This window comes from Nocardiopsis sediminis (assembly GCF_042650565.1).
Lineage (GTDB): Bacteria > Actinomycetota > Actinomycetes > Streptosporangiales > Streptosporangiaceae > Nocardiopsis_B > Nocardiopsis_B sediminis.
The window spans coordinates 375,722-399,275 of record NZ_JBHSBH010000007.1 but is presented as its reverse complement, the minus strand read 5'-3'; the positions used below and the strand labels follow the sequence as shown (position 1 = coordinate 399,275).

General features: G+C 71.0%; 21 protein-coding genes. 14 read left to right on the top strand and 7 right to left on the bottom strand.

Annotated features, from left to right (window positions below; genetic code table 11):
- Positions 1 to 162: 162 nt before the first annotated feature.
- The 4 genes from ACFOVU_RS10840 to ACFOVU_RS10825 all read left to right on the top strand — a co-directional run bounded on the left by ACFOVU_RS10840 (position 163) and on the right by ACFOVU_RS10825 (position 5,065).
- Positions 163 to 855, top strand: a complete 693-nt coding sequence (locus ACFOVU_RS10840; protein WP_378532821.1) for a CDP-alcohol phosphatidyltransferase family protein — start codon at positions 163 to 165, stop codon at positions 853 to 855.
- Positions 856 to 910: 55 nt separating this feature from the next.
- Positions 911 to 3,409 (top strand): sugar phosphate nucleotidyltransferase, encoded by a 2,499-nt coding sequence (locus ACFOVU_RS10835; RefSeq protein ID WP_378532430.1) that lies wholly within the window; start codon positions 911 to 913, stop codon positions 3,407 to 3,409.
- Positions 3,410 to 3,769: 360 nt separating this feature from the next.
- A complete protein-coding gene (locus ACFOVU_RS10830; protein WP_378532428.1) occupies positions 3,770 to 4,309 on the top strand; it encodes an FHA domain-containing protein in 540 nt (179 codons plus the stop codon).
- A gap of 285 nt (positions 4,310 to 4,594) precedes the next feature.
- Complete coding sequence (locus tag ACFOVU_RS10825) at positions 4,595 to 5,065, top strand: bifunctional nuclease family protein (RefSeq protein ID WP_378532426.1); 471 nt, start codon at positions 4,595 to 4,597, stop codon at positions 5,063 to 5,065.
- A gap of 532 nt (positions 5,066 to 5,597) precedes the next feature.
- On the opposite strand, the gene ACFOVU_RS10820 is transcribed toward ACFOVU_RS10825, so the two are convergent.
- Complete coding sequence (locus ACFOVU_RS10820) at positions 5,598 to 5,981, bottom strand: MmcQ/YjbR family DNA-binding protein (protein WP_378532424.1); 384 nt, start codon at positions 5,979 to 5,981, stop codon at positions 5,598 to 5,600.
- A 242-nt stretch (positions 5,982 to 6,223) separates the two neighbouring features.
- On the opposite strand from ACFOVU_RS10820, the gene ACFOVU_RS10815 reads away from it, so the two are divergent.
- Positions 6,224 to 6,427, top strand: a complete 204-nt coding sequence (locus tag ACFOVU_RS10815) for a hypothetical protein (RefSeq protein ID WP_378532422.1) — start codon at positions 6,224 to 6,226, stop codon at positions 6,425 to 6,427.
- Here the strand turns inward: ACFOVU_RS10815 and ACFOVU_RS10810 are convergent.
- A complete protein-coding gene (locus ACFOVU_RS10810) occupies positions 6,364 to 6,666 on the bottom strand; it encodes a hypothetical protein (RefSeq protein WP_378532421.1) in 303 nt (100 codons plus the stop codon). The genes ACFOVU_RS10815 and ACFOVU_RS10810 overlap by 64 nt on opposite strands.
- A gap of 21 nt (positions 6,667 to 6,687) precedes the next feature.
- Between ACFOVU_RS10810 and ACFOVU_RS10805 the strand changes: the two genes are divergently transcribed.
- Both ACFOVU_RS10805 and ACFOVU_RS10800 read left to right on the top strand, forming a co-directional pair.
- A complete protein-coding gene (locus tag ACFOVU_RS10805) occupies positions 6,688 to 6,939 on the top strand; it encodes a helix-turn-helix domain-containing protein (RefSeq protein ID WP_378532419.1) in 252 nt (83 codons plus the stop codon).
- 181 nt (positions 6,940 to 7,120) lie between these two features.
- On the top strand, positions 7,121 to 8,617 hold the full coding sequence (locus tag ACFOVU_RS10800) for an MFS transporter (protein ID WP_378532417.1): 1,497 nt from the start codon (positions 7,121 to 7,123) through the stop codon (positions 8,615 to 8,617).
- Between the two features lie 64 nt (positions 8,618 to 8,681).
- Here the strand turns inward: ACFOVU_RS10800 and ACFOVU_RS10795 are convergent, their stop codons facing one another.
- Positions 8,682 to 9,899, bottom strand: coding sequence for a helix-turn-helix transcriptional regulator (locus ACFOVU_RS10795; RefSeq protein ID WP_378532415.1), 1,218 nt, complete (start codon positions 9,897 to 9,899; stop codon positions 8,682 to 8,684).
- A gap of 142 nt (positions 9,900 to 10,041) precedes the next feature.
- Between ACFOVU_RS10795 and ACFOVU_RS10790 the strand changes: the two genes are divergently transcribed.
- The gene (locus tag ACFOVU_RS10790) at positions 10,042 to 12,330 is read left to right on the top strand and encodes a glycoside hydrolase family 2 protein (protein ID WP_378532413.1); all 2,289 of its coding nucleotides are present in this window, start codon (positions 10,042 to 10,044) and stop codon (positions 12,328 to 12,330) included.
- A 77-nt stretch (positions 12,331 to 12,407) separates the two neighbouring features.
- On the opposite strand, the gene ACFOVU_RS10785 is transcribed toward ACFOVU_RS10790, so the two are convergent.
- A complete protein-coding gene (locus ACFOVU_RS10785) occupies positions 12,408 to 13,703 on the bottom strand; it encodes an aspartate aminotransferase family protein (protein WP_378532411.1) in 1,296 nt (431 codons plus the stop codon).
- Between the two features lie 177 nt (positions 13,704 to 13,880).
- On the opposite strand from ACFOVU_RS10785, the gene ACFOVU_RS10780 reads away from it, so the two are divergent.
- The 4 genes from ACFOVU_RS10780 to ACFOVU_RS10765 all read left to right on the top strand — a co-directional run bounded on the left by ACFOVU_RS10780 (position 13,881) and on the right by ACFOVU_RS10765 (position 18,995).
- The gene (locus ACFOVU_RS10780) at positions 13,881 to 14,504 is read left to right on the top strand and encodes a TetR/AcrR family transcriptional regulator (RefSeq protein WP_378532409.1); all 624 of its coding nucleotides are present in this window, start codon (positions 13,881 to 13,883) and stop codon (positions 14,502 to 14,504) included.
- A gap of 201 nt (positions 14,505 to 14,705) precedes the next feature.
- Entirely contained in the window at positions 14,706 to 16,532 is a 1,827-nt protein-coding gene (locus tag ACFOVU_RS10775; RefSeq protein WP_378532407.1) for a flavin-containing monooxygenase, read from the top strand.
- Positions 16,529 to 18,226: a hypothetical protein gene (locus ACFOVU_RS10770; RefSeq protein WP_378532405.1), complete on the top strand. Its 1,698-nt coding sequence runs from the start codon at positions 16,529 to 16,531 to the stop codon at positions 18,224 to 18,226. The genes ACFOVU_RS10775 and ACFOVU_RS10770 overlap by 4 nt, the downstream gene beginning before the upstream one ends.
- Before the next feature lies 1 nt (position 18,227).
- The gene (locus ACFOVU_RS10765; RefSeq protein WP_378532403.1) at positions 18,228 to 18,995 is read left to right on the top strand and encodes an SDR family NAD(P)-dependent oxidoreductase; all 768 of its coding nucleotides are present in this window, start codon (positions 18,228 to 18,230) and stop codon (positions 18,993 to 18,995) included.
- A gap of 81 nt (positions 18,996 to 19,076) precedes the next feature.
- On the opposite strand, the gene ACFOVU_RS10760 is transcribed toward ACFOVU_RS10765, so the two are convergent.
- Positions 19,077 to 19,706: a TetR/AcrR family transcriptional regulator gene (locus ACFOVU_RS10760; protein ID WP_378532402.1), complete on the bottom strand. Its 630-nt coding sequence runs from the start codon at positions 19,704 to 19,706 to the stop codon at positions 19,077 to 19,079.
- A 173-nt stretch (positions 19,707 to 19,879) separates the two neighbouring features.
- On the opposite strand from ACFOVU_RS10760, the gene ACFOVU_RS10755 reads away from it, so the two are divergent.
- Positions 19,880 to 20,227, top strand: coding sequence for an ArsR/SmtB family transcription factor (locus ACFOVU_RS10755; RefSeq protein ID WP_378532400.1), 348 nt, complete (start codon positions 19,880 to 19,882; stop codon positions 20,225 to 20,227).
- 68 nt (positions 20,228 to 20,295) lie between these two features.
- Positions 20,296 to 21,963: a SulP family inorganic anion transporter gene (locus ACFOVU_RS10750; RefSeq protein WP_378532820.1), complete on the top strand. Its 1,668-nt coding sequence runs from the start codon at positions 20,296 to 20,298 to the stop codon at positions 21,961 to 21,963.
- Positions 21,964 to 22,038: 75 nt separating this feature from the next.
- Here ACFOVU_RS10750 and ACFOVU_RS10745 read toward each other — a convergent pair whose 3' ends face one another.
- Positions 22,039 to 22,236 carry a ferredoxin gene (locus ACFOVU_RS10745; protein ID WP_378532398.1) on the bottom strand — a complete coding sequence of 66 codons (198 nt, stop codon included), beginning with the start codon at positions 22,234 to 22,236 and terminating at the stop codon, positions 22,039 to 22,041.
- A 38-nt stretch (positions 22,237 to 22,274) separates the two neighbouring features.
- The gene (locus ACFOVU_RS10740) at positions 22,275 to 23,474 is read right to left on the bottom strand and encodes a cytochrome P450 (protein WP_378532396.1); all 1,200 of its coding nucleotides are present in this window, start codon (positions 23,472 to 23,474) and stop codon (positions 22,275 to 22,277) included.
- Positions 23,475 to 23,554: the final 80 nt, after the last annotated feature.

Below are 23,554 nucleotides of genomic sequence, written 5' to 3'. Positions count from 1 at the left end.
CGGGGCCCCGGGCCCGATCAACGCGCTGGTGGCGGCCCCGGCATCGGCATGATGCGGTGCGCCGCCGGGTAGGCTCGCTATCCGGGACACAGGGGAGGTGGGGTGGCGATCCAAGAGAGTCCGGCGCGCGATCGCATTTGGACGATCCCGAATCTGCTCAGCATGCTCAGGCTGGCCGGTGTGCCGTTGTTCCTGTGGCTCGTGCTGGGCCCGCGGGCCGACTGGTGGGCGCTGGGCGTGCTCGCGTTCGCGGGGATCTCCGACTGGCTCGACGGCAAGATCGCCCGGGCCTGGAACCAGACCAGCCGCCTCGGTGTGCTGCTCGATCCGCTGGCCGACCGCCTCTACATCTTCGCGGCGCTGCTGGGCCTGGTGGTCCGCGGCATCGTGCCGTGGTGGCTGATGGCCATCCTGGTGCTGCGCGACGTCCTCATCGTGATCGCCCTTCCGGTGCTGCGCCACCACGGCTACGGCACGCTGCCGGTCAACTTCGCCGGCAAGGCCGCCACCCTGTGCCTCCTCTACTCCTTCCCGTTGCTGTTCATTGCGGTATATGACGGTTTCGCCGGTGATGTCGCTCAAATTGTGGGTTGGGCGTTCGCGATCTGGGGAACGGCTATCTATTGGTGGGCCGGCCTGCTCTATGCAGTGCAGGGCCAGCGGTTGATCCGCGAGGCCCGTCGGGCCGACCGCCGCTCCGGCTCGGGCCATGGGCCCGCGGTGCGGCCGGCGGCCACGAAAGGCGATCCCGGTCCGGACCACGGCGACCGTGCGGCAAACGCGCCGGACGGCCCCCGATCCGGTCACTCCGGGCCACCGTCCAGCGACAGGAAGGGAGCGACGTCCCCACCATGAGCACGCGCCCCAGGGCGTTTCGCCGACTACCGACCGGGGTCTGGGGGTGGCCCCGATGAAGGCCGTTGTGATGGCCGGCGGCGAGGGCACCCGCCTGCGCCCGATGACCGCCAACCAGCCCAAGCCGCTGCTGCCCGTCGTCAACCGACCGATCATGGAACACGTGCTCCGGCTGCTCAAGCGGCACGGGTTCGACGACACCGTCGTGACCGTCCAGTTCCTTGCCACGCTGATCCGGAACTACTTCGGCGACGGCGAAGAACTCGGCATGAACCTGCACTACGTCGCCGAGGAGGTGCCGCTCGGTACCGCGGGGAGCGTGAAGAACGCCGAGGAGCACCTGCGCGGGGAGCCGTTCATCGTGATCTCCGGCGACGCGCTCACCGACATCGACCTCTCCGACATGGTGCGCTTCCACCGCGAGAACGGCGCCATGGTCACCATCGGGCTCAAGCGGGTGGCCAACCCGCTGGAGTTCGGCATCATCATCGTCGATGAGCAGGGGCGCGTGCAGCGCTTCCTGGAGAAGCCCACCTGGGGGCAGGTCTTCTCCGACACCGTGAACACCGGGATCTACATCATGGAGCCCGAGGTACTCGACGAGGTCGCCGAGGGCGAGGTCGTCGACTGGTCCGGGGACGTGTTCCCCAAGCTGCTCAAGGACGGCGCCCCGCTGTACGGCTACATCGCCGACGGCTACTGGGAGGACGTCGGGACCCACGAGAGCTACCTCAGCGCCCAGGCCGATGTGCTCTCCGGCAAGGTCGACGTCGAGATCGACGGGTTCGAGCTGTCGCCCGGTGTGTGGGTGGCCGAGGGCGCCGAGGTCGACCCCGACGCCGTCCTCAAGGGCCCCCTCTACATCGGCGACTACGCCAAGGTCGAGGCCGGTGCCGAACTGCGCGAGTACACCGTGCTCGGCAGCAACGTCGTCGTGCGCTCCGAGGCGTTCCTGCACCGCAGCGTCGTCCACGACAACGTCTACCTCGGCGCCAGCACCCACCTGCGCGGCTGCGTCATCGGCAAGAACACCGACGTCATGTCGGGCGCCCGGGTCGAGGAGGGGGCGATCGTCGGCGAGGAGTGCGTCATCGAGTCCGACGCCTACCTCTCCAACGACATCAAGGTCTACCCCTTCAAGACCATCGAGGCCGGCGCGGTCGTCAACACCAACGTGATCTGGGAGTCGCGCGGGCAGCGGTCGCTGTTCGGGCCGCGCGGCGTCTCGGGCCTGATCAACGTCGAGATCACCCCCGAGCTGGCGGTGCGCATCGCCAGCGCCTATGCCACCACCCTGAAGAAGGGGTCGGTGGTCACCACCTCGCGCGACGTCTCCCGGGCGGCGCGCACGCTCAAGCGGGCGGTGATCAGCGCGCTGACCGCCAGCGCGATCGACGTCCGCGACCTTGAGGTGGTGCCGCTGCCGGTGGCGCGGTTCCACACCTCCCAGAGCGGGGTCAGCGGGGGGATCAGCCTGCGCACCACCCCCGGTGCCCCGCAGTCGGTGGACATCCTGTTCTTCGACGAGCGCGGCGCCGACCTCTCCCCGGCCGGCCAGCGCAAGCTGGAGCGCGTGTTCTCCCGGGCCGAGTACCGGCGCGCGTTCCCCGGCGAGATCGCCGAGCTGTCGTTCCCCTCGCGCGGCGTGGAGAACTACTCCCACGAGCTGCTGCGCTGCATCGACACCTCCGGTGTGGAGGAGGCGGGGCTCAAGGTCGTCATCGACTGCGCGGGCGGCACGGGGTCGCTGATCCTGCCGTCGCTGCTGGGCCGCATCGGGGTCGATGTCCTCACGGTCAACAACCGGCTCGACGAGGCCTCGCCCACCGACACCCTGGCCGAGCAGATGCGCGACCTCCAGCGCCTGGGCGAGCTGGTCCGCTCCTCGCGGGCCGACTTCGGCGTGCGGTTCGACCCGGTGGCCGAGCGCCTCTCCCTGGTCGACGACCACGGCGAGGTGGTCGACAACGAGCGCGCCCTGCTGGTGGTACTGGACCTCGTGGCGGCCGAGCGCAAGAGCGGCCGGGTGGCGCTGCCGGTCACCACCACCCGCATCGCCGAGCAGGTGGCGGGCGCCCACGGCGTCCAGGTGCAGTGGACCCCCACGGCCACCGACGAGCTCACCAAGGCCGCCAATGCCGAGGACATCGTGTTCGCCGGCGACGGCCGCGGCGGGTACGTGCTGCCGGAGTTCTCCCGGACCGGCGACGGCATCGCGGCCTTCGTGCGCCTGCTGGGCCTGGTGGCGCGCACCCGGCTGTCGGTCAGCGAGATCGACCGGCGCATCCCCCAGGCGCACCTGCTGCGCCGCTCGGTGCCCACGCCGTGGGCGGTCAAGGGCAGCGTGATGCGGGCGGTGGTCGAGGCCGCGGAGGGCCGCGAGATCGACACCACCGACGGCGTGCGCGTCATCGAGCCGGGAGGGGCGTGGGCGCTGGTCCTGCCCGACACCTCCGAGGCCGTGACCCATCTTTGGGCCGAAGGTCCCGAGTCCGACACCGCTCAGCGGCTGCTGGACGAATGGGCCGCGGTGGTCGAGCAAGCCGAGGGCTGAGCCCGGCTGCCGGGAGCGCCCCCGAGCGGGGCGCTCCCGGCGTGTCCGGGGCCGATCTGCCTGCTGAACGCGGGCGGAGACTGCTGCCGGACGTCGCTATGGTTTAGAGTCGAGTGTTCCCGCACCGCCGTGGTCGGGCGGCGAGCGCGGCCCCCGCGCGACCGATCACCCCGAACGTGTGGAAAGCGCCGGATGTGGGGGATGACACGCAGGATGTAAGAACCACGAGGCCGCCGGGAACATCACACCCGTCAGCCCCGTTTGCAGTGTGGGTGGACGGAAGGTAAAGCCGACCATCCGGGGCCATGACCACCAGACGATTCAAGCACCGCCCCGTGCGGTAGGAGGCCGAGCCGACCTATGTCGAGCGTTTACTGCACGAAGTGCGGTCACGCCGTTGCGGATGATGCCCGTTTCTGCTCCAACTGTGGGTCCCCCATCCGCGCGGGCCAGGAGGCACCGCGTTCCGAGCGGCGCGGCGATTCCGTCGGCGAGACCACGTCGACGATCTCCATCTCCGGGATCCAGGCCCTCGAGGCCGAGGCCGAAGCCGGCGACGACCTGCCCGCCGACCACGGGAGCGTCGACGCGCTCCCGGCCGGAACGGCGCTGCTGGTCGTCAAGCGCGGTCCCAACGCCGGCAGCAGGTTCCTGTTGGACAGCGACGTCACCACCGCCGGGCGGCACCCCAACAGCGACATCTTCCTCGACGACGTCACGGTCTCCCGCCGCCACGTCGAGTTCTTCCGCCGCGGCAACGGGTTCGGCGTGCGCGATGTCGGCAGCCTCAACGGCACCTACGTCAACCGCGAGCGGATCGACGAGGCCGAGCTCGGGGGCGGCGACGAAGTCCAGATCGGCAAGTTCCGCCTGGTGCTGCTCACCAAGCCGCGCCGCTGAGGGCCCGCCCGGCCCGGGCCGGCCCGAAGGTTTGCGTCCCCCCCGGGACCGGACAGCCTTGTAAGCAAGACCGCCGACCCGCGGCGCGGTCCGGGGCGTGGTGCCATGGCGCGGACCGCGGACCGCGGATCGCTCGGCAGGGCCGCCGGTTCGGCCCGGCGCCGCAAAGGCGCCGGTACCCGATCCGGCGGAACCCCGCCTCGGCGGTGTACCGTGAATGGGACTAATACGCGCACATCCGGGCGAGTGCCCATCCGGCACGACGAGTCGTGGGACGGAGCCGCAGTGAAGCACATGGAGGTTGTCGGCGTCCGGGTCGAGATGCCCTCGAATCAGCCGATCGTCCTGCTCAAGGAGTCCGACGGCGAACGCTACCTGCCGATCTGGATCGGTGCGGTCGAGGCCACCGCGATCGCGCTGGCCCAGCAGGGGGTCGCCCCCGCGCGGCCGCTCACCCATGATCTGTTCCGCGACGTCCTCGAGGCGCTCGACGCCAGCCTGAGCACCGTGAACATCACCTCGCTCAGCGACGGCATCTTCTATGCCGAGCTGGTGTTCTCCAACGGCATCGAGGTCAGCGCCCGCCCCTCCGACTCCATCGCCCTCGCCCTGCGCACGGGGACACCCATCTACGCGCACGACGACGTCGTCGACGAAGCCGGGGTCCCCATCCCCGACGAGCAGGAGGACGAGGTCGAGAAGTTCCGCGAGTTCCTCGACCAGATCACCCCGGAGGACTTCGGGCGCACCACCTGAGGGTCATTGGCGCAGGTCAGGGGGGCACGCCACTCTGGAGTGCCACCCCTCCGGTGAGGCATCGACGTGGACGGGGCGCTCCTTGCGCGTCGCCCAGGCAGTGCAGACCGTCTGGGGCTCACCGTGCCCCCGGCGTGGGGGTCAGTAGAGGTTCCACCGGCCGTAACGGATCGGGCGCCGTCGGCGCCGATCACGTACGGGGTGGTGATCTGCTCGCCGGAGGCGAGTGTCACAACCGCCCCTGTGGGGCTTGTCTGCACGTCGGTGACCGGGGTGCCCCGCCGGAACCGCACGCCGCGGTCGACTGCTTCCTCCGCAGCAGAACCTCGACCCTCTTCTGCGACAACGCCGAATGCCTCGGCCTGCCCGGGGCCCATGTACCGGGCGCCGGCCCGGGTGGCGACGGTCGGCATCGTGTGCATGGGGTGGTCTTTGTCCGTGGCGGGCCTGCCGTGGTCCGTTCCCGACAGCGCGAGGGCCGTGGTGCGTGCGGTGTCCTGGAGTTCGTGGCCGCTGAGAGGCATGGTGCGGTTCAGGCGCGGCGGCCGTAGGTGTGCGGGTCGACGGGCTGCTGCGCCCCGGGCAGGTTACCGACCACGAGCCGGTAGGACTCGGTCACGAGCTCGGTGACCAGCTCCTCATCGATCGCGCCCCCGCCCTCCAGCGTGATCCAGTGTTTCTTGTTCATGTGGTAGCCGGGGGTGATGTCCGCGTTCTCCGCACACAGGGCGCGGGCCTCGGCCGGGGCCGATTTGAGGATCACGACCGGGCGCCCCGGAACCTCGGTGATCAGCATGAAGACCTTGCCGCGCACCTTGAAGACCTCCCAGTCGTCGCCGAAGGGATGCTCCAGCCCGCTCCCGGGCAGTTCCTCGGCGCGGCCGGCCGCGATCTTCTGCAACGCGCTTCCATTCACGACGATCAGCTCCTCCAACGGTGCCGGCGCCCAGGCCGGCGATCCAGGCCACAGGCGACCCGGCACGAACAGCAGCGCCGGCCACACGACGCCGGCGGTACCTGCCGACGGATCCGGCCCCCAGCGGGCCACCCCGATCGGCTCCTGTGCGGAGCAGGGCGAACCCGATCAAGGCGGCGTTGGCCGTCGTACTCGCCATCTTCCCCCGGAGACGGCCGATCCCCACGGTAAGCTGCGGACACATGATGGTCGACAGGCGACACTCCGCGCGGCCGGGGCGGGCGATCTCCCTCACCTCGGCCGAGCGGTCCGGCTCCTCCGTACCCGCCGAGCCCGCCGACGCCGTCCCCCTGTACGGTTTCCAGCCCCCGGCAGGCACGCCCTACGGCCTGGAGGTCACCACCGTCGAGGACTTCCACACCGACCACGACGACTGGCCGTCCTGACCCCGCACCCCGACGACGCCCCCTGGCTGGAGCAGACCGCGCTCCAGCTCCTCGGCGAACACCGCGCACGGGGACGCCGCCCACTCGCGGCCCACCACGCCCTGCGGCGCAGCCTCCTCGAAGCCCTGCTGCTGCGCCTCGCCCTCTCCCTGGGCATCCACCCGGGACCCGCCACCGGCCGCCGCCCCGTCTACGAACGGTTCCTGGACGCCCTGGAGCTGCACTTCCGCGAGCTGCACCGCGCCGACGACTACGCCCGGTTGCTCGGCTGCTCGGTCCGCACCCTCAGCCGCGCCGCGCGGGCCGCCACCGGCAAGGGAACACGCGAGGTCATCAACGACCGGCGCCTCCTCGAAGCGCGCCGCCTCCTCGGACATGACCAGTGGACCGCCCGCGCGGTCGCCGCTCACCTCGGCTTCACCGACACCGCCAACTTCGGTCGCTTCTTCCACCACCACGTCGGCCTCACCCCAGCCGCCTACACGGCGCATCGAGCGGCCCTCGATTCCTGACCCGCGGTGGTCTTGCGCGGGAGATCCCCGGTTCTCGCCGATTCCCGCCTACTGTCGCCGTACCGTTTCTACCCCGTGGGACTTACCCCGTCTTAACCTTGCCGTCATCTCGGGGTATTACCGGCGGAACGCCCCGTCGGCCGCCTGCCTAGGGCTTGCCCCCTCTGGGAGCGTGATCGCGATGGCGCGTACATCGAAGCAGACGGCGAGCGAGACCGACGGCGTGACCTACCGCCGTGCACGCACATGGGAGATCGCCTTCTCCCAGATGAACAACGGCTCGGCGATGATCTTCTACACTCTCGTCGGCCTCATGAGCTACCTACAGAACGTCGGCTACGGCATTGCGGTGGCTGTGGCGGGCGTGATCCTCACCGCGACCCGCGTATTCGACGGCCTGATCGATCCCGTGCTCGCCTTGGTCATCGACAGAATGAACTTCCCGTTCGGCAAGCTGCGGTTCTTCATGTTCGGTGGCTGGCTGATCCGATCGTTCGCGATCCTCGCGCTTTTCGTGTGGGGGGCCGACGCCGGGCTCGGTGCCGGAATCTTCATTGCGATCTATGTCGTGTACATCATCGGATCATCGATGAATGACATCGCTGGGAATATGTCCAGTGCCGTGATCACCAACGATCCCCGTCAGCGGCCGATGGTGCAGGTGTGGGCGACTGTTTACGCCTATTTCGTACCTGCGATCTTCTCGATCCTCTCCGCGGTGGTGTTCCTTCCCCGGCACGGAAACGAATTCACGGTGGAGATGCTCAGCGAAACCGCGATCACCTACGTGGCCTGCTCTTTGGTGTTCCAGATCCTCGCATTGATCGGTGTGTCCAGGATCGACAAGCCGGAGAGCTTCGCGCACCTCTCGGACAGGCGCATCAAGGCCGAGGTCTCTATGCGCGACATGTGGGACCTGCTGACCAGGAACGGCCCGTTCCAGCGTTACCTGATCAGCGGTGCTGCCGACAAGATCGCTCAGGTGGTGAAGTCGCAGGCCGTGATCGGCACCCTCATGTGGGGCATCCTGCAGGGCGACATGCAGTTCGGCACGACGCTCGGCGTGATCACGCTACTGCCCGGCATCCTGTTCGCGATCATCGGAGCTCGCTACAGCGGCAAGCACGGGTCGAAGGCCGCAACGGTCACCTGGACGTGGGTCGGCTTGATCTTCGCGACGCTGCTCACCGTGTTCTGCTTGGTGGTGGACATGCGGTCGGTCCTCGGCAGCCTGCCGCTCACGATCGCCTTCTTCGCCCTGTACCTGCTGCTGAACGGCGCGTCGATGGTGGGCACCGTCGCCTCGGGCGCCATGCGGGCCGACATCGTCGACTACGAGTTGGACCGTTCCGGCAAGTATCTTCCAGCCACCGTCAGCGCGACGTACGGCCTCATCGATCAGATCATCTCCTCGCTCGGTTCCACGCTCGCCCTTGGGGCGGTGGCGCTGATCGGGTTCACCACCGTGATGCCGCAACCCACGGACGCTCCGTCCACCCCGATCCTGCTGATGACACTGCTGCTGTTCTTCGGGCTGCCGATGCTCGGCTCCGTATGCACCCTGTTCGCGATGCGCGGCTACAAGCTCACTCGCAGCGAAATGATCGAGGTGCAAAAGCGCGTGGCGGACAGGAAGTCGGGGCTGGAAGCGGCCGGGCCGGCGACTTCCGTCCCATGACCGGGGCGGGGCAGGTGCGCTGCGTCGACTCCGCTCGTGCCGTGAGTTCGGCGGGCCACGCACCTTATCCCGCGTGGGCGGCGCGGTATGCCGTGGGGGTCATCCCGTACGCGGCGCGAAACACCTTCACGAAGTAGTTCGCGTCGTCGTACCCCACGAACAGGGCGATGTCGTGCACGCTCTGCGAGGTGGTGGCGAGCAGCCGCGCCGCCCGCTCGGCTCTCTGCCGGGCGACATAGGCGGCGACGGTCATCCCCGTCTCCGCCTTGAAGCGGCGCGCGAGCGTGGATGCGGAGACCCCCAGTCGTGCGGCGAGCTCCGGGGTGGAGACGTGCTGGCTGAGGTGCAGGTCGATCTCGTCGGTCATCCGCCGCACGAGCGGCGAATAATTGTGCTGGCGGTGACGTCGAACATGCAGGCAGAAGTCGGTGACCATCTGTGTCGTGAAGTTGACGGTGCGCCGTACATCGGCGGTGTGGCCGATGCGGTGCAGGCGTTGCGCGTACTCCTGGGAGATCGCGTCGATCGTCACCGGGGGGAGGCCGCCGCGCTGCGCTGCAACCCGAGCCATGATCCGCAGGATCGTCGTGCCGAGAAAGGGCGTGCCCAGGTAGTTGAGGGTCTGCGGCCTGCCGGCCAGGCGCTGTAGAGCGGCCCTGGCCTGCTCGACCGAGCCGTCGGCGATTCCATCCATGAACTCCCGCTCCAGACGGTATCGCTCTTCGATCACCGTGAAGGACGCGGACTGCGGAGCCTCGCCTCGTCCTGGCGCGATCGTTCCGTCCTCGGCCTTGACCCGCTGGAGGTGGCCTTGCACATCCTCGCTTCCGGCGGCGCGCAGCAGCGCCACGGCACTCCGGTACACATACTCCGCGTCCACGATCGGATATCGGGTGCGGTACAGCTTGTAGAGCCGCAGATGCGCAGTCGGGATGCCGAGCCGGCTCATCACCTCCTCCGCGACACCCGGATGCATCGGCTCATGCGTGTACGGGCCGATGAGCAGCAGCTGCTCGTCCCAGCGCACCAGGGCCACGGCCATCCCGAGCGGCTCCACGACTTCGTGGATGACCTGCGGCTCCATCTCGTGCGTGAACGCGCGCAGCGCGGCGGCGGTGAATGCGGGCTGCACATGCGGGTCCAGGCAATGTGCGGTCTCGAAGCCGGCGAGGGCCGACGGGACATCGGCCGTCAGGACCACGGCGCAGCCGAGCACCTCGGCGAGCGCGGCGCGGACCGTCTCGAGGCAGGCGACGGGTGTGACATCCGACGTCAGTGCCATTGCAGGTCCCCTTGGTCCGGCAGCACAGCGGGTGCTGGATCGATTCTGATCCTGCGCGGCCAGTTCTATCACCCTGGCGATGACGATTCGTATCGTGTCAGGGCCCGGCGCAGCCGACACCATCCCGTCGGAGGAGACTTCCATGACACCACCCCTGGCCAGCCTCCGGCAGGTCATGCCGATCCTGGACGGCTGGGCGTTCGCCCCTGTCGAGCTCCCGCCCGCGACAGGCTGGGAGGATGTCGTAGCGGCGGGCGAGCAGGTCACGTTGCCGCACTCCTGGAACGCGGTCGATGGTCAGGCGGGCGGCGAGTACCGCCGCGGCCGCTCCACCTACGCGCGGATCGTCGAGTCCGACGGCGCTGCCGCGGAGACCTGGGTGGAGTTCGCCGGAGTGAACTCCACCGCCGAGGTGTACCTGGACGGGCAACCGCTCGCCCGGCACGACGGCGGCTATTCGACCTTCCGGGTGAATCTCACCGACCATCTCCTCGAGGGCACGGGGACCCTGCTGGTCATCGTGGACAACGCGGCGAACGCGCGGGTGTACCCGCAGCAGGCGGACTTCACCTTCTACGGCGGCATCTACCGCGATGTTCGGCTCATCAGGGTCGGGTCTGCGCACTTCGCGCTCGACGACCACGGCGGCCCGGGCCTGACAGTGACTCCGACGCTGGACGGGGACCGAGCCGATGTGGCGCTGAGCGCGAGCATCGTCGGAGCGGCCGGCGCCGGGCCCAGGTCGGAGGAGGGCACACCCGTCGGTGCCTCCGGCCCGGCCGTCACGGTGCGCTTCACCATCGACGGCGAGGCCACCGCGACCGTGCCTGTCGTCGACGGCGAGGCGATCGCTGCCCTGCCCATCGAGCCGGTGCGCCGCTGGCACGGCCTTCGCGACCCCCACCTCTACAACGCCCGTGCCGAGCTCCTCGCGGGCGAAACCGTTCTCGACGCGGTCGAGCTGCGTTTCGGCTGCCGCGAGTTCGTGGTCGATCCGCAGCGGGGCTTCCTGCTCAACGGCGAGGAGTATCCGCTGCGCGGCGTGTCCCGCCACCAGGATCACGAGGGTGTCGGCAACGCGATCACGGAGGAGATGAAGCAGAGGGACCTCGCCCTGCTCAGGGAACTGGGTGTCACAACGGTGCGGCTCGCCCACTACCAGCACGACCAGCGGTTCTACGACCTGTGCGACGAAGCGGGGATCGTGGTGTGGGCGGAGATCCCGCAGATCACGGTGTTCCTGCCCGGGGCGACCGGTAACGCCCGTGACCAGCTCACCGAGCTGATCGTCCAGAACCGGCACCACGCGAGCATCGTCAGCTGGGGGCTCTCCAACGAGATCACCCTCGCCGGCGCGGGCGAGGACGTGCTGGCGGCCCACCGTGAGCTGAACGACCTCGCCCACCGGCTCGACCCCACCCGCCTGACCGCGATGGCGAACCTGTTCCTGTTGGAGACCGACGATCCGCTGGTCACCGTGGCGGACGTCATGTCCTACAACCTTTACTTCGGCTGGTATGTGGGCGAGACCCGCGACAACGACACCTGGCTCGACGACTTCCATGCCGCCTACCCCGAGGTGGCGATCGGGCTGTCCGAGTACGGGGCGGACGCGAACCCGCGGTTCCAGTCGGCCGAGCCGGCCCAGGGTGACTGCACCGAGGGCTACCAGGCGCTGTACCACGAGCACATGCTCACGATGATCGAGCAGAGGCCCTGGCTGTGGGCCACTCACGTGTGGAACCTCGCGGACTTCGGATCCGCCGGCCGCCTGGAGGGCGGGGCGCCCGGCCGTAACCAGAAGGGCCTGGTCTCCTTTGACCGCACCCTGAAGAAGGACGCGTTCTACCTGTACAAGGCAGCGTGGTCGAGCGAACCCTTCGTGCACGTGGCGGGTCGGCGGAGGGCCGAGCGGGTGGAGGACGTGACCGAGGTGATCGTCTATTCCAACCGGGAGCACGTCTCTTTGGTCGTCGATGGCGCGGAGCACGCGACCGTCGAGGGTCGCCGGACCTTTCGCTTTCAGGTTCCCCTGATCGGCGAGCACGAGATCACCGCCCGTTCCGGCGACCTCACCGACACCGTCACCCTGCGCAAGGTGGATGAAGTGCCCGAAGCGACCGTCATGCCCGATGCCACGGCCAATTGGTTCGAGGACGCTGATCTGCCCGCCCCCGATGGTTTCTTCTCCATCCGCGACACCGTCAACGACATCGTGCAGACCGAGGACGGTGCCCGATTGATCGCCTCCCTGTTCGACGCCGTCTCGACCGGCTACGGGGACGCAGGCAAAGGCGTCGAGATCCCGCCGGCGATGCAGGCCATCGTCGGCCGGATGAGCGTGGAGAAGCTCATCCGACGGTCCGGCGACAGCGTGCCCGCCGACCGGATCGCTGCGCTGAACGCCCGGCTCAACCTCATCGCCAAGTGACCCTGGACCCATGAGAGCGGCGAGAACACGCCGGGATGCCGGTGAGCCGCTGCCGCCCGCCCGGCTCCCAACCCGCTCTACGACAGCACGCTGCGCAATGCCGACTCCAGCATGTCCACGCCGGAATGCAGGTCGGCCGTCTCGATCGTCAGTGGCGGAGCGATGCGGAAGATGCCGCCCATACCGGGCAGCTGCACGATATTGACGTGGAGCCCCCGCTCCAGGCACGCGGTCGTCACCGCCCGGCCGAGCCGGTCGGCCGGCGACCTGCTCTCCTTATCCGTCACCAGCTCGATCCCCTGGAGCAGGCCGCGACCGCGCACGTCACCGACGGCTTCGAAACGGTCGCGTAGATCCAGCAGACGCGCTGTCAGCTCCTTCCCGAGCGATGTTGCCCGCTGCACAAGGGCGTCGCGCTCCACGATGTCCAGCACGGCCAGGGCCACGGAGGCCGCGAGCGGGTCGGAGACATGGGTGGTGAAGAAGAGGAAACCGCGGTCATGGCAGGCCTGCTCGATCTCCGCTGACGTCAGCACCGCCGCAACAGGCAGTCCGGCGCCCAGGGTCTTCGACAACGTGAGCAGATCCGGGACCACGCCGTCGCGCTCGAACGCGTACATCGTTCCGGTGCGCCCGAGGCCGGTCTGCGCCTCGTCGAAGATCAGCAGCATCCCCCGCGCCGCGCAGTACTCCTTCAGGCGGGCGAGGTAGCCCTCAGGAAGCTCGATGATGCCGCCGGAGGACAGGATCGGCTCGACGATGCACGCCGCGAGGCTGCCGGAGGACTGCTGGTCGACCAGCCGGAGCCCGTAGTCGAGTTCGGTTTCCCAGTCGTAGGAGCCGTCCGGGTGCCGGAACGGAGAACGGTAGGCGTCAGGCGTGGGCAGGGTGAGGTTCCCCGGCACCGGGGGCCCGTAGCCGCGCCGGCCCGCCGAGAAGGTGGCCGCCGCCGCGCCGGAGGTCATCCCGTGCCACGAGCGATCGAACGCGACGATCTCATGGTTGCCGGTGTACAGCTTGGCCATCTTGATGGCGGCCTCGTTCGACTCCGCCCCGGTGCTGAGAAGCATCATCCGGCTCAGCGGTGCCGGAAGAGTCCCGGCGAGCCGCCCGGCGAGTTCGATCACGGGCCGGCTCAGCATTCCGGAATAGAGGTGGTCGAGGGTTCCCGCGGCTTCGGCGACCGTCCGGACGATGTCGGGGTGCGAATGCCCGAGCAGCGCGCTCATCTGCCCGGAGGTGAAGTCCAGGATGGCCCTCCCATCGGTGTCGTATACGTACGCGCCGGCGGCGCGCTCGATGATGCGGGGGGTGAAGTCCGCCCCGTACCTGATCAGGTGGTCGGCGGCGTTCTGCCAGAGCCTCTGGTCCATCCTCGACTCCATCTCGGCGGTCGGCGTGTTCGTCGCAATCCACACCGATACCGGAGGCCTTGTCGTCTTGTGTCGGCGGGGTGGATGTAACCGGCCTCAGTGGTCACTACATGCAGGCCCGCGGCGCAGGCCCCGCGCGGACTCGCCGGTGAACGGCCGTGCAGTACCTTCTGACGGGTGACGAACGAGCGGAAGCCGCGCGGACCCTACCGTAAGAGCGCGCAACGGCGGGAGCAGATCCTCCAGGCCGCCTACGAGGCGGTCGATGAGCACGGGGAGCGCGCCTCGCTGCACGACATCGCCCAGCGGGTGGGGGTCACGCAGCCGGCGCTCACGTACTACTTCCCCACGCGCGACGACCTGCTGCTCGCCGTCCTGGAGCGGCGGGACGTGCTGGGCAAGGCGTTCGGCCGGGCCGTCGCTGAGCGCGAGACCATCGTCGACTCCGTGGTGGCCGGTACGCGCTTCGTCACCGACCACCCCGGGATCGCCAAGCTCCACGTCACGCTTGCGGCGGCGGCCACCGATCCGGAGAGCCCCGCGCACGGCTACTTCGCCGACCGCTACCGGGCCCTTGCGGCCGAGGTCATCCAGGCGGTCGAAGAGGGGCAGCGGGCCGGCGTGTTCCGGGCCGACCAGCCGGCCGAGCACCTGGCGCGGGCGGTGGTGGCGGTGCTGGAGGGCCTCCAGATGCAGTGGATGCACGACCCCACTGTGGACATGGTGGGGATCGCCGAGACGTTCACGCGGATGCTCGTGCCCCCGGCCGGCGCCGACGGCGGGGAGCAGCGGGAGGGCTGACGGCGCACACGTACCGCATGTGGCGCTTTGCGCCCGCCGACGGTTACGGAGTGCGATCGACTTGATGCGCAGGGTATGAATGCGGGTCCGTGGGCTGCAAATTTTTTGGATGATAGATTTTCAAATGCCCGCCGTGGTGCCCATGAGCCGGCGGCGGCAGCCAGCGCCATGCCCCGAAGGAAACAGAGAGGAAGGCGACACGTGCCCGCCTCCCCCGGCCGCCCCACCGGCCCCACGCAGGACCCCGGCTTCGACCCCGACGCCCTGCGCGCCCGCTACCGCGCCGAACGCGACCGCCGGATCCGCCCCGACGGCAACGCCCAGTACCACGGCGTCGGCGGCGAGTTCGGCTACTACGCCGACGACCCCTACGCCGAACCCGACCCGGACCGCGCCCCGCTGCACGACCGGGTCGAGGTGGCCGTCGTCGGCGGCGGGTTCGGCGGCCTGCTCGCCGCCGCCCGGCTGCGGCAGGCGGGCGTGGAGTCCATCCGGGTGATCGAGAAGGGCGGCGACTTCGGCGGCACCTGGTACTGGAACCGCTACCCCGGGATCCACTGCGACATCGAGTCGCACGTCTACATGCCGCTGCTGGAGGAGGTCGGCTACGTCCCCCGCTGGCGGTACGCACCGGGGGAGGAGATCCGCGAGCACGCCCTGGCCATCGCGCGCCACTTCGGCCTCTACGACGACGCCTGCTTCCAGACGCAGGCCACCGAACTGCGCTGGGACGAGGCGGAGTCGGAGTGGACCGTCGCGACCGACCGCGGCGACCTGATGCGCGCCCGCCACGTGGTCGTCGCCACCGGAACGCTCAGCCAGGCCAAGCTGCCCGGGATCCCCGGCATCGAGACCTTCAAGGGCCACACCTTCCACACCAGCCGCTGGGACTACGCCTACACCGGCGGGGACACGAACGGCGGCCTGACCGGGCTGGCGGACAAGCGCGTCGCCGTCATCGGCACCGGGGCCACCGCCATCCAGATCGTGCCGCACCTCGGCCAGGACGCCGGGCACCTCTACGTCTTCCAGCGCACCCCCTCCTCCGTCGACGTGCGCGACAACCGCCCCACCGACCCCGAGTGGGCGCGGTCGCTGGAGCCGGGCTGGCACGGCCACCGCCGGGACAACTTCCTCAAGGTGGTCACCGGTGTGCGTACGGATGAGGACCTGGTGGGCGACGCCTGGACCGGCAGCGCCCGGCTCCAGGAGAAGCTCATCCCCTCCAACGCCTACGCCGACGTGCCAGCGGAGGAGCGCGAGCGTGCCTACGAGATCGCCGACTTCCAGAAGATGAACGAGATCCGCGCCCGCGTGGAGGGGATCGTCGAGGACCCGGAGACGGCCGAGAAGCTCAAGCCCTGGTACCGCTACATGTGCAAGCGGCCCACGTTCAGCGACGCCTACCTCCCGACCTTCAACCGGCCCAATGTCACCCTCGTCGACACCGCCGACACCCACGGCGTGGAGCGGATGACCGAGACCGCCGTCGTGGTCGGCGACACCGAGTACGAGGTGGACTGCGTCATCTTCGCGACCGGCTTCGAGACCGGGATCTCCGGGATCCTCTCGGGGCGGCTCCCGGTCTACGGCCGGGACGGCGTCCACCTCTTCGAGGCCTGGGCACAGGGCCCCAAGACGCTCCACGGCTTCTACACCCACGGCTTCCCCAACCTCTTCCAGCTCGGCCCGTTGCAGAACGCCTCCTCCGTGAACTTCGTCCACATCCTCGACGAGCAGGCCCGGCACGTTGCCGAGGTGGTCGCCGAGGCGCGCAGGCGCGGGGCCCGCTACGTCGAACCGACGTCGGAGGCGCAGGAAGCGTGGGTGGCGGCACTCCGGGAGAACGCACCCGACCTGTACGCCTTCCACGAGGAGTGCACGCCCGGGTACTACAACAACGAGGGCAAGCCCGCCAAGGGCAACGAGCGCTACGCCGACGGGCCGGTCGCCTTCCACGACATGCTCCGGCGCTGGCGCGCCAATGGCGGCATGGACGACGTGCTCGTCGGGGCGGAGGAGGCATGAGCACCTCTTCTCCCACCCGGCCGGGCCCGACGGGCTCCGCCACCCGCTGGCGCGCCGAGCGCCTCACCCCGCCCGGCCGGCTGCCGGGCTCCAACGGCGTCGCCTTCGGGCCCGACGGGCGGCTCTACGTCGCCCAGTTCCTCGCCGGGCGCATCAGCGCCGTCGACCCCGCCACCGGCGACGTGGAGGTGGTCGTGCCGGAGGACGGCCCGGTCCAGTCGCCCGACGACCTCGCCTTCGGCGCGGACGGCTCCATGTACATCGCCGACCTGGTCCCCGGCCGCGTGTGGCGGCGCAGCCCGGAGGGCGCGTTCACGCTGGTGTCGGACGAGGTGAAGGTGCCCAACGGCATCGCCTGCGTGGGCGACCGGCTCTTCGTCAACGAGATGCGGCCCGGCGGCCGCCTCGTGGAGCTGTTCCCCGGCGGCGGCGAGGCCGTGGTGCTCACCGACGGGCTCGCGCTGGGCAACGCCATGCAGCTGGGCCCGGACAGCCACCTCTACTACCCGCACATGATGACGGGCGAGGTCTGGCGCATCCCGCCCGACGGCGGCGTGCCCGAGCCGGTCGCGGGGGACGTGCACCTGCCGGTGGCGGTGCGCTTCGACCAGGGCGGCGTCCTGCACGTCCTGTCCTGCGGGGCGGAGGGCATCGTCACCCGCATCGACCTGCACGGCACCGGTGCGCGCACGCTCGTGGCCAGTGGCCTCGGGGGCCTGGACAACGCCGCGTTCGACGCCGACAACCGCATGTTCGTCTCCAGCTTCGCCGGCGGCGGCATCACCGAACTGCACCCCGACGGCCGCACCCGCGAGATCGTCCCCCGCGGCCTGACCGGGCCCTACGGTGTCGCGCCCGGCCCGGGCGGCACGGTTTACGCGGGCGACCACTACCGGCTGACCAGCGCGGCACCCACCGGGGACGGCGAGCGTGCCGCCGACCGCCCGGCCGGGGGCGACGGCGGCGTCACCCCGCTCACCCTGCTGGCGCCGGTCGTGCACGGCGTGGCCCACGCGGCCGGCCTCGTGCACACCACCTCCCAGTACGGCGACGTGCACACCTACGACCCCCTCGACGGGACCACCCGGGAACGGGCGACGGGGCTGAACGAGCCGGTCGGGATCACGGTGGGCCCCGACGGCGCGCTCGTCGTCGCCGAGGCGGGCGCCGGGCGGGTCGTCGCCATCGGCGCGGACGACAGCGTGACCCTCCTCGCCGAGGGGCTGGAGCACCCCGTGGACGTGGCCTTCGATGCCGAAGGGCGCTGCCACGTGAGCGACGACCGGCGCGGGGCCGTCCTGCGGATCGGGCCCGACGGTGCGCCGCAAGTCGTCGCCGACGGTCTCGGTGCGCCGCAGGGGCTGGCGGTCCACAACGGCGAGCTGTTCACGGTGGACGTCGCGCACCGGCGGCTGCGGGCGGTCTCGCCGGCCACGGGGGAGGCCCGCGTGGCGGCCGAGGACCTGCCGGTCGGGGCGGCCCCCGGCACCGCCGCCCGCACCGAGCCCGCGCTGTTCGCCCACGGTATGCGGGGCGCGCCGCGCCCGTTCGCCGGCCTCGCCGTCGCCCCGGACGGCTCCCTCCTCCTCGCCGCCAACGGCGAGGCGAGCGTGTGGCGGCTGACCGCGGGGCCGGTGCAGCACACGGACGCGCGGTCAGAGCGCGGAGAATCCACGGAAAGCGAAGGGGCATGACATGAGTGAGACGGGTCTGGAGGGCCGGGGCGTCATCGTCACCGGCGCCGCATCGGGGATCGGGCGGGCGACCGCACTGCGGTTCGCGCAGGAGGGCGCCCGGGTCCTGGCCGCCGATCTCGACCAGGCGGGCGCCGAGGAGACCGTCAAGGAGATCGGCGCCGCCGGGGGCACGGCGGTGGCGGCCGTCGGCGACCTCAGCGACCAGCAGGTCGTGGACGCGGTGGTCGCGCAGGCCGTCGACGCCTTCGGCCGGCTGGACGTGCTGGTCAACAACGCCGGGATCATGGACCGCATGTCCGCACTCGGCGAGACCGGCGACGCCGAGTGGGAGCGGGTCATCCGCATCAACCTGACGGCGCCGTTCCTGCTGACCCGGGCGGCCCTGCCGCACATGCTGGCGGCCGGGCGCGGTTCGATCGTCTTCACCGCCTCCGAGGCGGGCCTGCGCGGCGGCGCGGCGGGCGCCGCCTACACCGCCTCCAAGCACGGCATCGTGGGCCTGGTGAAGAACCTTGCCGTGATGTACCGCAAGCAGGGCATCCGCGCCAACGCCATCGCCCCGGGCCCCACCGCGACCAACATCGCCGTGGACGCCGACAGCGAGGCGCAGGGGCCGGCGGTGGTGGGCCAGCTCATCGGCGCCAACATCGGCCGGCTGGGAACGGCGGAGGAACAGGCCGCCGCCGCGGTCTTCCTGGCCTCCGACGCCGCCTCGTTCGTCAACGGCGCCGTCCTCCCGGTCGACGACGGCTGGGCCGCCGTCTGACGCCGGGCGGTCCGGGACCGGTCGAGGCCTGTCGGCGGCTCGCCGCAGGCCTGGGCCGGATCCCGTTCACGGACGACGCTTTCAGCTACGGCGTCCATGAGCCGCCGGTGACCTGGTAGCGGGGGCGATCTCCGGCAGGGGGCTGGCGCCCTCGGGGGACAGGGCGTCCATGATGAGGGCGACGTAGCGGTTCCGGCCGCCGCCCTCGGGTTCGGTGCACCACAGGAGCCCGGTGAGCATGCCCATGATCTTGTGCATGTCCTCGGCCAGGATGTCGGCGCGGATGACGCCGGCGTCCTGGCCGCGCCGGGTGAGTTCGGCCAGGGAGTCCAGGAAGGGCGCGGAGATCTCGGCGGTCAGGGCGCCGGAGTTGCCGGCCGCGGCCAAGGTATTGCGCTCGCGTGCCGCCAGCTCCAGGGTGGCGTCCATCAGGGCCGCCAGGCCGCGCTTGGGGTCGTCGCCGGCCAGGGCCTGCTCGATGGCGGGGCAGAGCCGTTCGGCGACGCTCTGCTCCAGGGCCGCGCGGACCAGGGCCTCCTTGCTGGGGAAGTGCCGGTAGAGGGTGGCGATGCCCACCCCGGCCCGCCGGGCGATGTCCTCGAGCATCGCGTCGGGCCCGTTCTCGGCGTAGACCTGCCGGGCGGCCCGCAGGATCTTCGCGGAGTTGCGGGCGGCGTCGGCCCTCAGCGGCCGCGAGGCGTCGGTGGTCATGGGCTCAGACTAGCGTCTGATAGCCGACTCTCACTACGAGCCGGGGTGGTACGGCGTCCACGAGTTGCACAATTCTTCAATTCCTCACATCATGGATCATCGTGCCCCCGGGACACGGTCGGCACCGGACGGCAGGCGCGTGCCCCGGGGCACGGTCGACGAAAGCAGGGCAGATGTCCGGGCAGGTCCCCCTCTACCAGGTCAAAGCGGAGTTCTTCCGGATGCTCGGCCATCCGGTCCGCATCCGGGTGCTCGAACTCCTCCAGGGCGGGCCGATGCCCGTGCGCGACCTGCTGGCCGACATCGAGATCGAGCCGTCGGCGCTGTCCCAGCAGCTCGCGGTGTTGCGCCGCTCGGGCATCGTCACCGCCACCCGCGAGGGCTCGACCGTCGTCTACGCCCTGGCCGGCGGGGACGTCGCCGAGCTCATGCGCGCCGCGCGGCGCATCCTCACCCAGATGCTCGCCGGGCAGAACGAGCTGCTCGCCCAGCTCAGAGAGGCCGAGGTCGACGCCCGGTGACCACCCCCACCCCCCGCGCCCGGCCCGGGGTGCTCTCCCTGCTGCCCGGCCGCGACGACCTCGCCGCCATGGGCCGCGCTCCTCGCCGCGACCTGCTCGCCGGGATCACCGTCGCCATCGTCGCCCTGCCGCTCGCTCTGGGGTTCGGCGTCTCCTCCGGGCTCGGCGCCGAGGCGGGCCTGGCCACCGCCGTGGTCGCCGGTGCGCTCGCCGCGATCTTCGGCGGCTCCCACCTCCAGGTGAGCGGCCCCACCGGCGCGATGACCGTCGTCCTGGTGCCCATCACCGCCCAGCACGGCCCCACCGGTGTGCTGGCGGTCGGGCTCCTGGCCGGGGTGATGCTGGTCGGCCTCGCCCTGGCGCGGGCCGGCGGCGTCATGCGCTACGTCCCCGCCCCCGTGGTGGAGGGGTTCACCCTCGGCATCGCCTGCGTGATCGCCCTCCAGCAGGTCCCCAGCGCCCTTGGCGTCGCCGTCCCCGAGGGCGAGCGGATCCTGCCGGTGACCTGGCAGGCCCTCAGCGACTTCGCGGCGTCCCCCCAGTGGACCGCGCCCGCCCTGGCGGGCGGGGTGGCCGCGGTGATGCTGCTGGGCGCCCGCTGGCGGCCCACCGTCCCCTTCTCCATCCTCGCGATCGCCGCCGCCACCCTCGCGGCCTACGTCCTCGACCTCGACGCCACCCCCATCGGCGACCTGCCCGCCGGCCTGCCCGCGCCCTCCCTCGGCTTCCTCGACCCCGGCGCCCTGCCCGCCCTGCTGGCGCCCGCCGCGGCCGTGGCGGCGCTGGCGGCACTGGAGTCCCTGCTGTCGGCGCAGGTCGCCGACGGCATGACCGTCGGGCACAAGCACGACCCCGACAAGGAGCTGTTCGGCCAGGGCCTGGCCAACATCGCCGCCCCCTTGTTCGGGGGCGTGCCCGCCACCGGGGCCATCGCGCGCACCGCGGTCAACGTCCGCACCGGCGCGGCCTCCCGGCTGGCCGCGCTCACCCACGCCGCGGTGCTCGCCCTCGTCGTCTTCGCCGCGGCCCCGCTGGTGTCGGCGATCCCCCTGGCCGCCCTCGCCGGGGTGCTGATCGCCACCGCCGTGCGCATGGTCGAGGTCGGCTCGCTGCGGGCCATGGCCCGCTCCACCCGTTCCGACGCCGTCGTCCTGGCCGTGACGGCGACCGCGACCCTCGCCCTGGACCTCGTCGTCGCGGTCCTCATCGGCCTGGCCGCCGCGGGCGCCCTGGCGCTGAGCGCCGTGGCCCGCCAGGCCCGGCTGGACCGGGTCGACGTGCGCCCGGACCTGCCCGATGACCACAGTGCGGAGGAGCGGGCGCTGCTGGCCGAGCACATCGTGGCCTATCGCATCGACGGCCCGCTGTTCTTCGCCGCCGCCCACCGCTTCCTGCTCCAACTGTCCGAGGTCGCCGACATCTCGGTGGTGATCCTGCGCATGTCGCGGGTCACCACCATCGACGCCAGCGGCGCCCTGGTGCTGGGCGAGGTGATCGAGCGGCTGGAGAAGCGGGGCGTCACCGTCTACGTTTCCGGGATCCGCGACGGCCACCACCGGCCCCTGGAGGCGCTCGGGGCCATCGCCCGGCTCGAAGCGGCCGGGCGGGTCCTGGACACCACCCCCGAGGCCATCGCCCACGCCCGCGCCCTGCTGCACGCAACGGGCGTGCTCGCCCCGGCCGGGCCCGCGGCACCCGGCGCCGCGGCCGACGGCCCGGCGCCCACGACGCCCTGACCGTCGCGCCGGGGACGCCGGCCGCCGCAGTGGCGCGGCGGCCGGCGGCGCGCGCCCGGGCGCGCGCCCCCGTCGTCACCCCTGGAGTGCGCGGATCGCCGAGGCGGGGCAGAGCATCGCCGCCTCCCGCGCCCCGGCCCGGCGATCGGGGGCGGGGGCGCTCTCCAGCAGCACCACCGTCCCGTCCTCGTCCCGCTGGTCGAACACCTCCGGCGCGATCAGCACGCACTGGCCCGACGCCACACAGCGGTGTTCGTCGACTTCCACCCGCATGTGGTTCCTCCTCCTCGGTCCGGTCGTCACAGGGCCGGTCACCAGGCGACCGGCAGCCGATGCACGCCGTAGATCGACGCCTGCTTGTAGGGGAGCTCCTCGATGGGAACGGTGATCCGCAGGTCCGGCAGACGCCGGAAGAGCGCGGGCAGCGCGATCTGGAGCTCGGCGCGCGCCAGCGACTGGCCCAGGCACTGGTGGACGCCGTAGCCGAAGTTGACGTGACGGCGGGCGTTGGGCCGGGCGAGGTCGAGGCGGTCGGGGTCGGGGAAGGTCTCCGGGTCGCGGTTGGCCACGTTCAGCGGGACGATCACGCCCTCGCCGGCGCGGATGGTGACGCCGCCGATGGTCACGTCCTCCAGGGCGCGCCGGCGCAGCCCGGCCTGGATGACGGTGACGAAGCGCAGCAGCTCCTCGACCGCGAGCGCGGTCTGCTCCGGGCCGATGAACAGGCGGGGGATCTGATCGGGGTGCCGGAGCAGGGTGATGGTGCTCAGCGCGATCATGTTCGCCGTGGTCTCGTGCCCGGCCAGGAGCAGGAAGGCGGCGAGTTCGGCGGCGTCGTCGTCGGTGATGGACTCCCCGTCGACCTTGCGGGCGAGCCGGCTCATCAGGTCGCCGCGGGGTCTGCGGCGGCGCTCCAGGAGCAGGTCCAGCAGGTAGGCGGAGATCGACCGCTCGGCCTCGGCCACCTGGTCGGCGGTGTGGGCGATGTCGACGAGGGTGTTGGCCTTGTCCTGGAAGAACGCGTGGTCCTCGTAGGGCACCCCGAGCAGGTCGCAGGCCACCTCGGTGGGCAGCGGCAGGGCGAGGTGCTCCACCAGGTCGGCCGGTGCGTCGAGGGCGGTCATGCCGTCGATGAGCCGGTCGGCGGTGTCCTGGATGGACGGGCGCAGCGCGTCGATCCGCTTGACGATGAACTCGCGGGTCAGCGCGCGGCGCATCGTGGTGTGCACGGGGGCGTCGTGGGCCTGGAGTGCGCCGGGCGGGGAGGGCGCCATGCCGGGGCGCAGGTTGGGGAAACCGGACAGGGAGTCCTCGCTGCTGAACGCGCGGTCGCCGAGCACGGCGCGGGCGTCGGCCCAGCGGGTGACCAGCCACGGGGTGAGCTGCCCGTCCCAGATGGAGACGCGGGTGATGGGCTGCTCGGTGCGCAGCAGGGCATAGAGGGGCGGGGGATCGAGGGGGGCGTCCTTCGGCCGGTCGAGCGGGAGGCCGGGGGCGGGGGCCGTGACCATCGACGTCGTCCTTACGTGTAGCAGAACACTGACACTCCGTTAGCGATGAACGCCGTTAGGCGCTCGGTCGAGATGCTAAC

Coding starts and splice junctions, on each gene's coding strand:
- ACFOVU_RS10840 (WP_378532821.1), top strand. CDS start 163: ATGCTCAGGCTGGCCGGTGTGCCGTTGTTCCTGTGGCTCGTGCTGGGC.
- ACFOVU_RS10835 (WP_378532430.1), top strand. CDS start 911: ATGAAGGCCGTTGTGATGGCCGGCGGCGAGGGCACCCGCCTGCGCCCG.
- ACFOVU_RS10830 (WP_378532428.1), top strand. CDS start 3,770: ATGTCGAGCGTTTACTGCACGAAGTGCGGTCACGCCGTTGCGGATGAT.
- ACFOVU_RS10815 (WP_378532422.1), top strand. CDS start 6,224: ATGATGGTCGACAGGCGACACTCCGCGCGGCCGGGGCGGGCGATCTCC.
- ACFOVU_RS10800 (WP_378532417.1), top strand. CDS start 7,121: ATGGCGCGTACATCGAAGCAGACGGCGAGCGAGACCGACGGCGTGACC.
- ACFOVU_RS10795 (WP_378532415.1), bottom strand. CDS start 9,899: ATGGCACTGACGTCGGATGTCACACCCGTCGCCTGCCTCGAGACGGTC.
- ACFOVU_RS10790 (WP_378532413.1), top strand. CDS start 10,042: ATGACACCACCCCTGGCCAGCCTCCGGCAGGTCATGCCGATCCTGGAC.
- ACFOVU_RS10785 (WP_378532411.1), bottom strand. CDS start 13,703: ATGGACCAGAGGCTCTGGCAGAACGCCGCCGACCACCTGATCAGGTAC.
- ACFOVU_RS10770 (WP_378532405.1), top strand. CDS start 16,529: ATGAGCACCTCTTCTCCCACCCGGCCGGGCCCGACGGGCTCCGCCACC.
- ACFOVU_RS10765 (WP_378532403.1), top strand. CDS start 18,228: ATGAGTGAGACGGGTCTGGAGGGCCGGGGCGTCATCGTCACCGGCGCC.
- ACFOVU_RS10760 (WP_378532402.1), bottom strand. CDS start 19,706: ATGACCACCGACGCCTCGCGGCCGCTGAGGGCCGACGCCGCCCGCAAC.
- ACFOVU_RS10755 (WP_378532400.1), top strand. CDS start 19,880: ATGTCCGGGCAGGTCCCCCTCTACCAGGTCAAAGCGGAGTTCTTCCGG.
- ACFOVU_RS10750 (WP_378532820.1), top strand. CDS start 20,296: ATGGGCCGCGCTCCTCGCCGCGACCTGCTCGCCGGGATCACCGTCGCC.
- ACFOVU_RS10745 (WP_378532398.1), bottom strand. CDS start 22,236: ATGCGGGTGGAAGTCGACGAACACCGCTGTGTGGCGTCGGGCCAGTGC.
- ACFOVU_RS10740 (WP_378532396.1), bottom strand. CDS start 23,474: ATGGTCACGGCCCCCGCCCCCGGCCTCCCGCTCGACCGGCCGAAGGAC.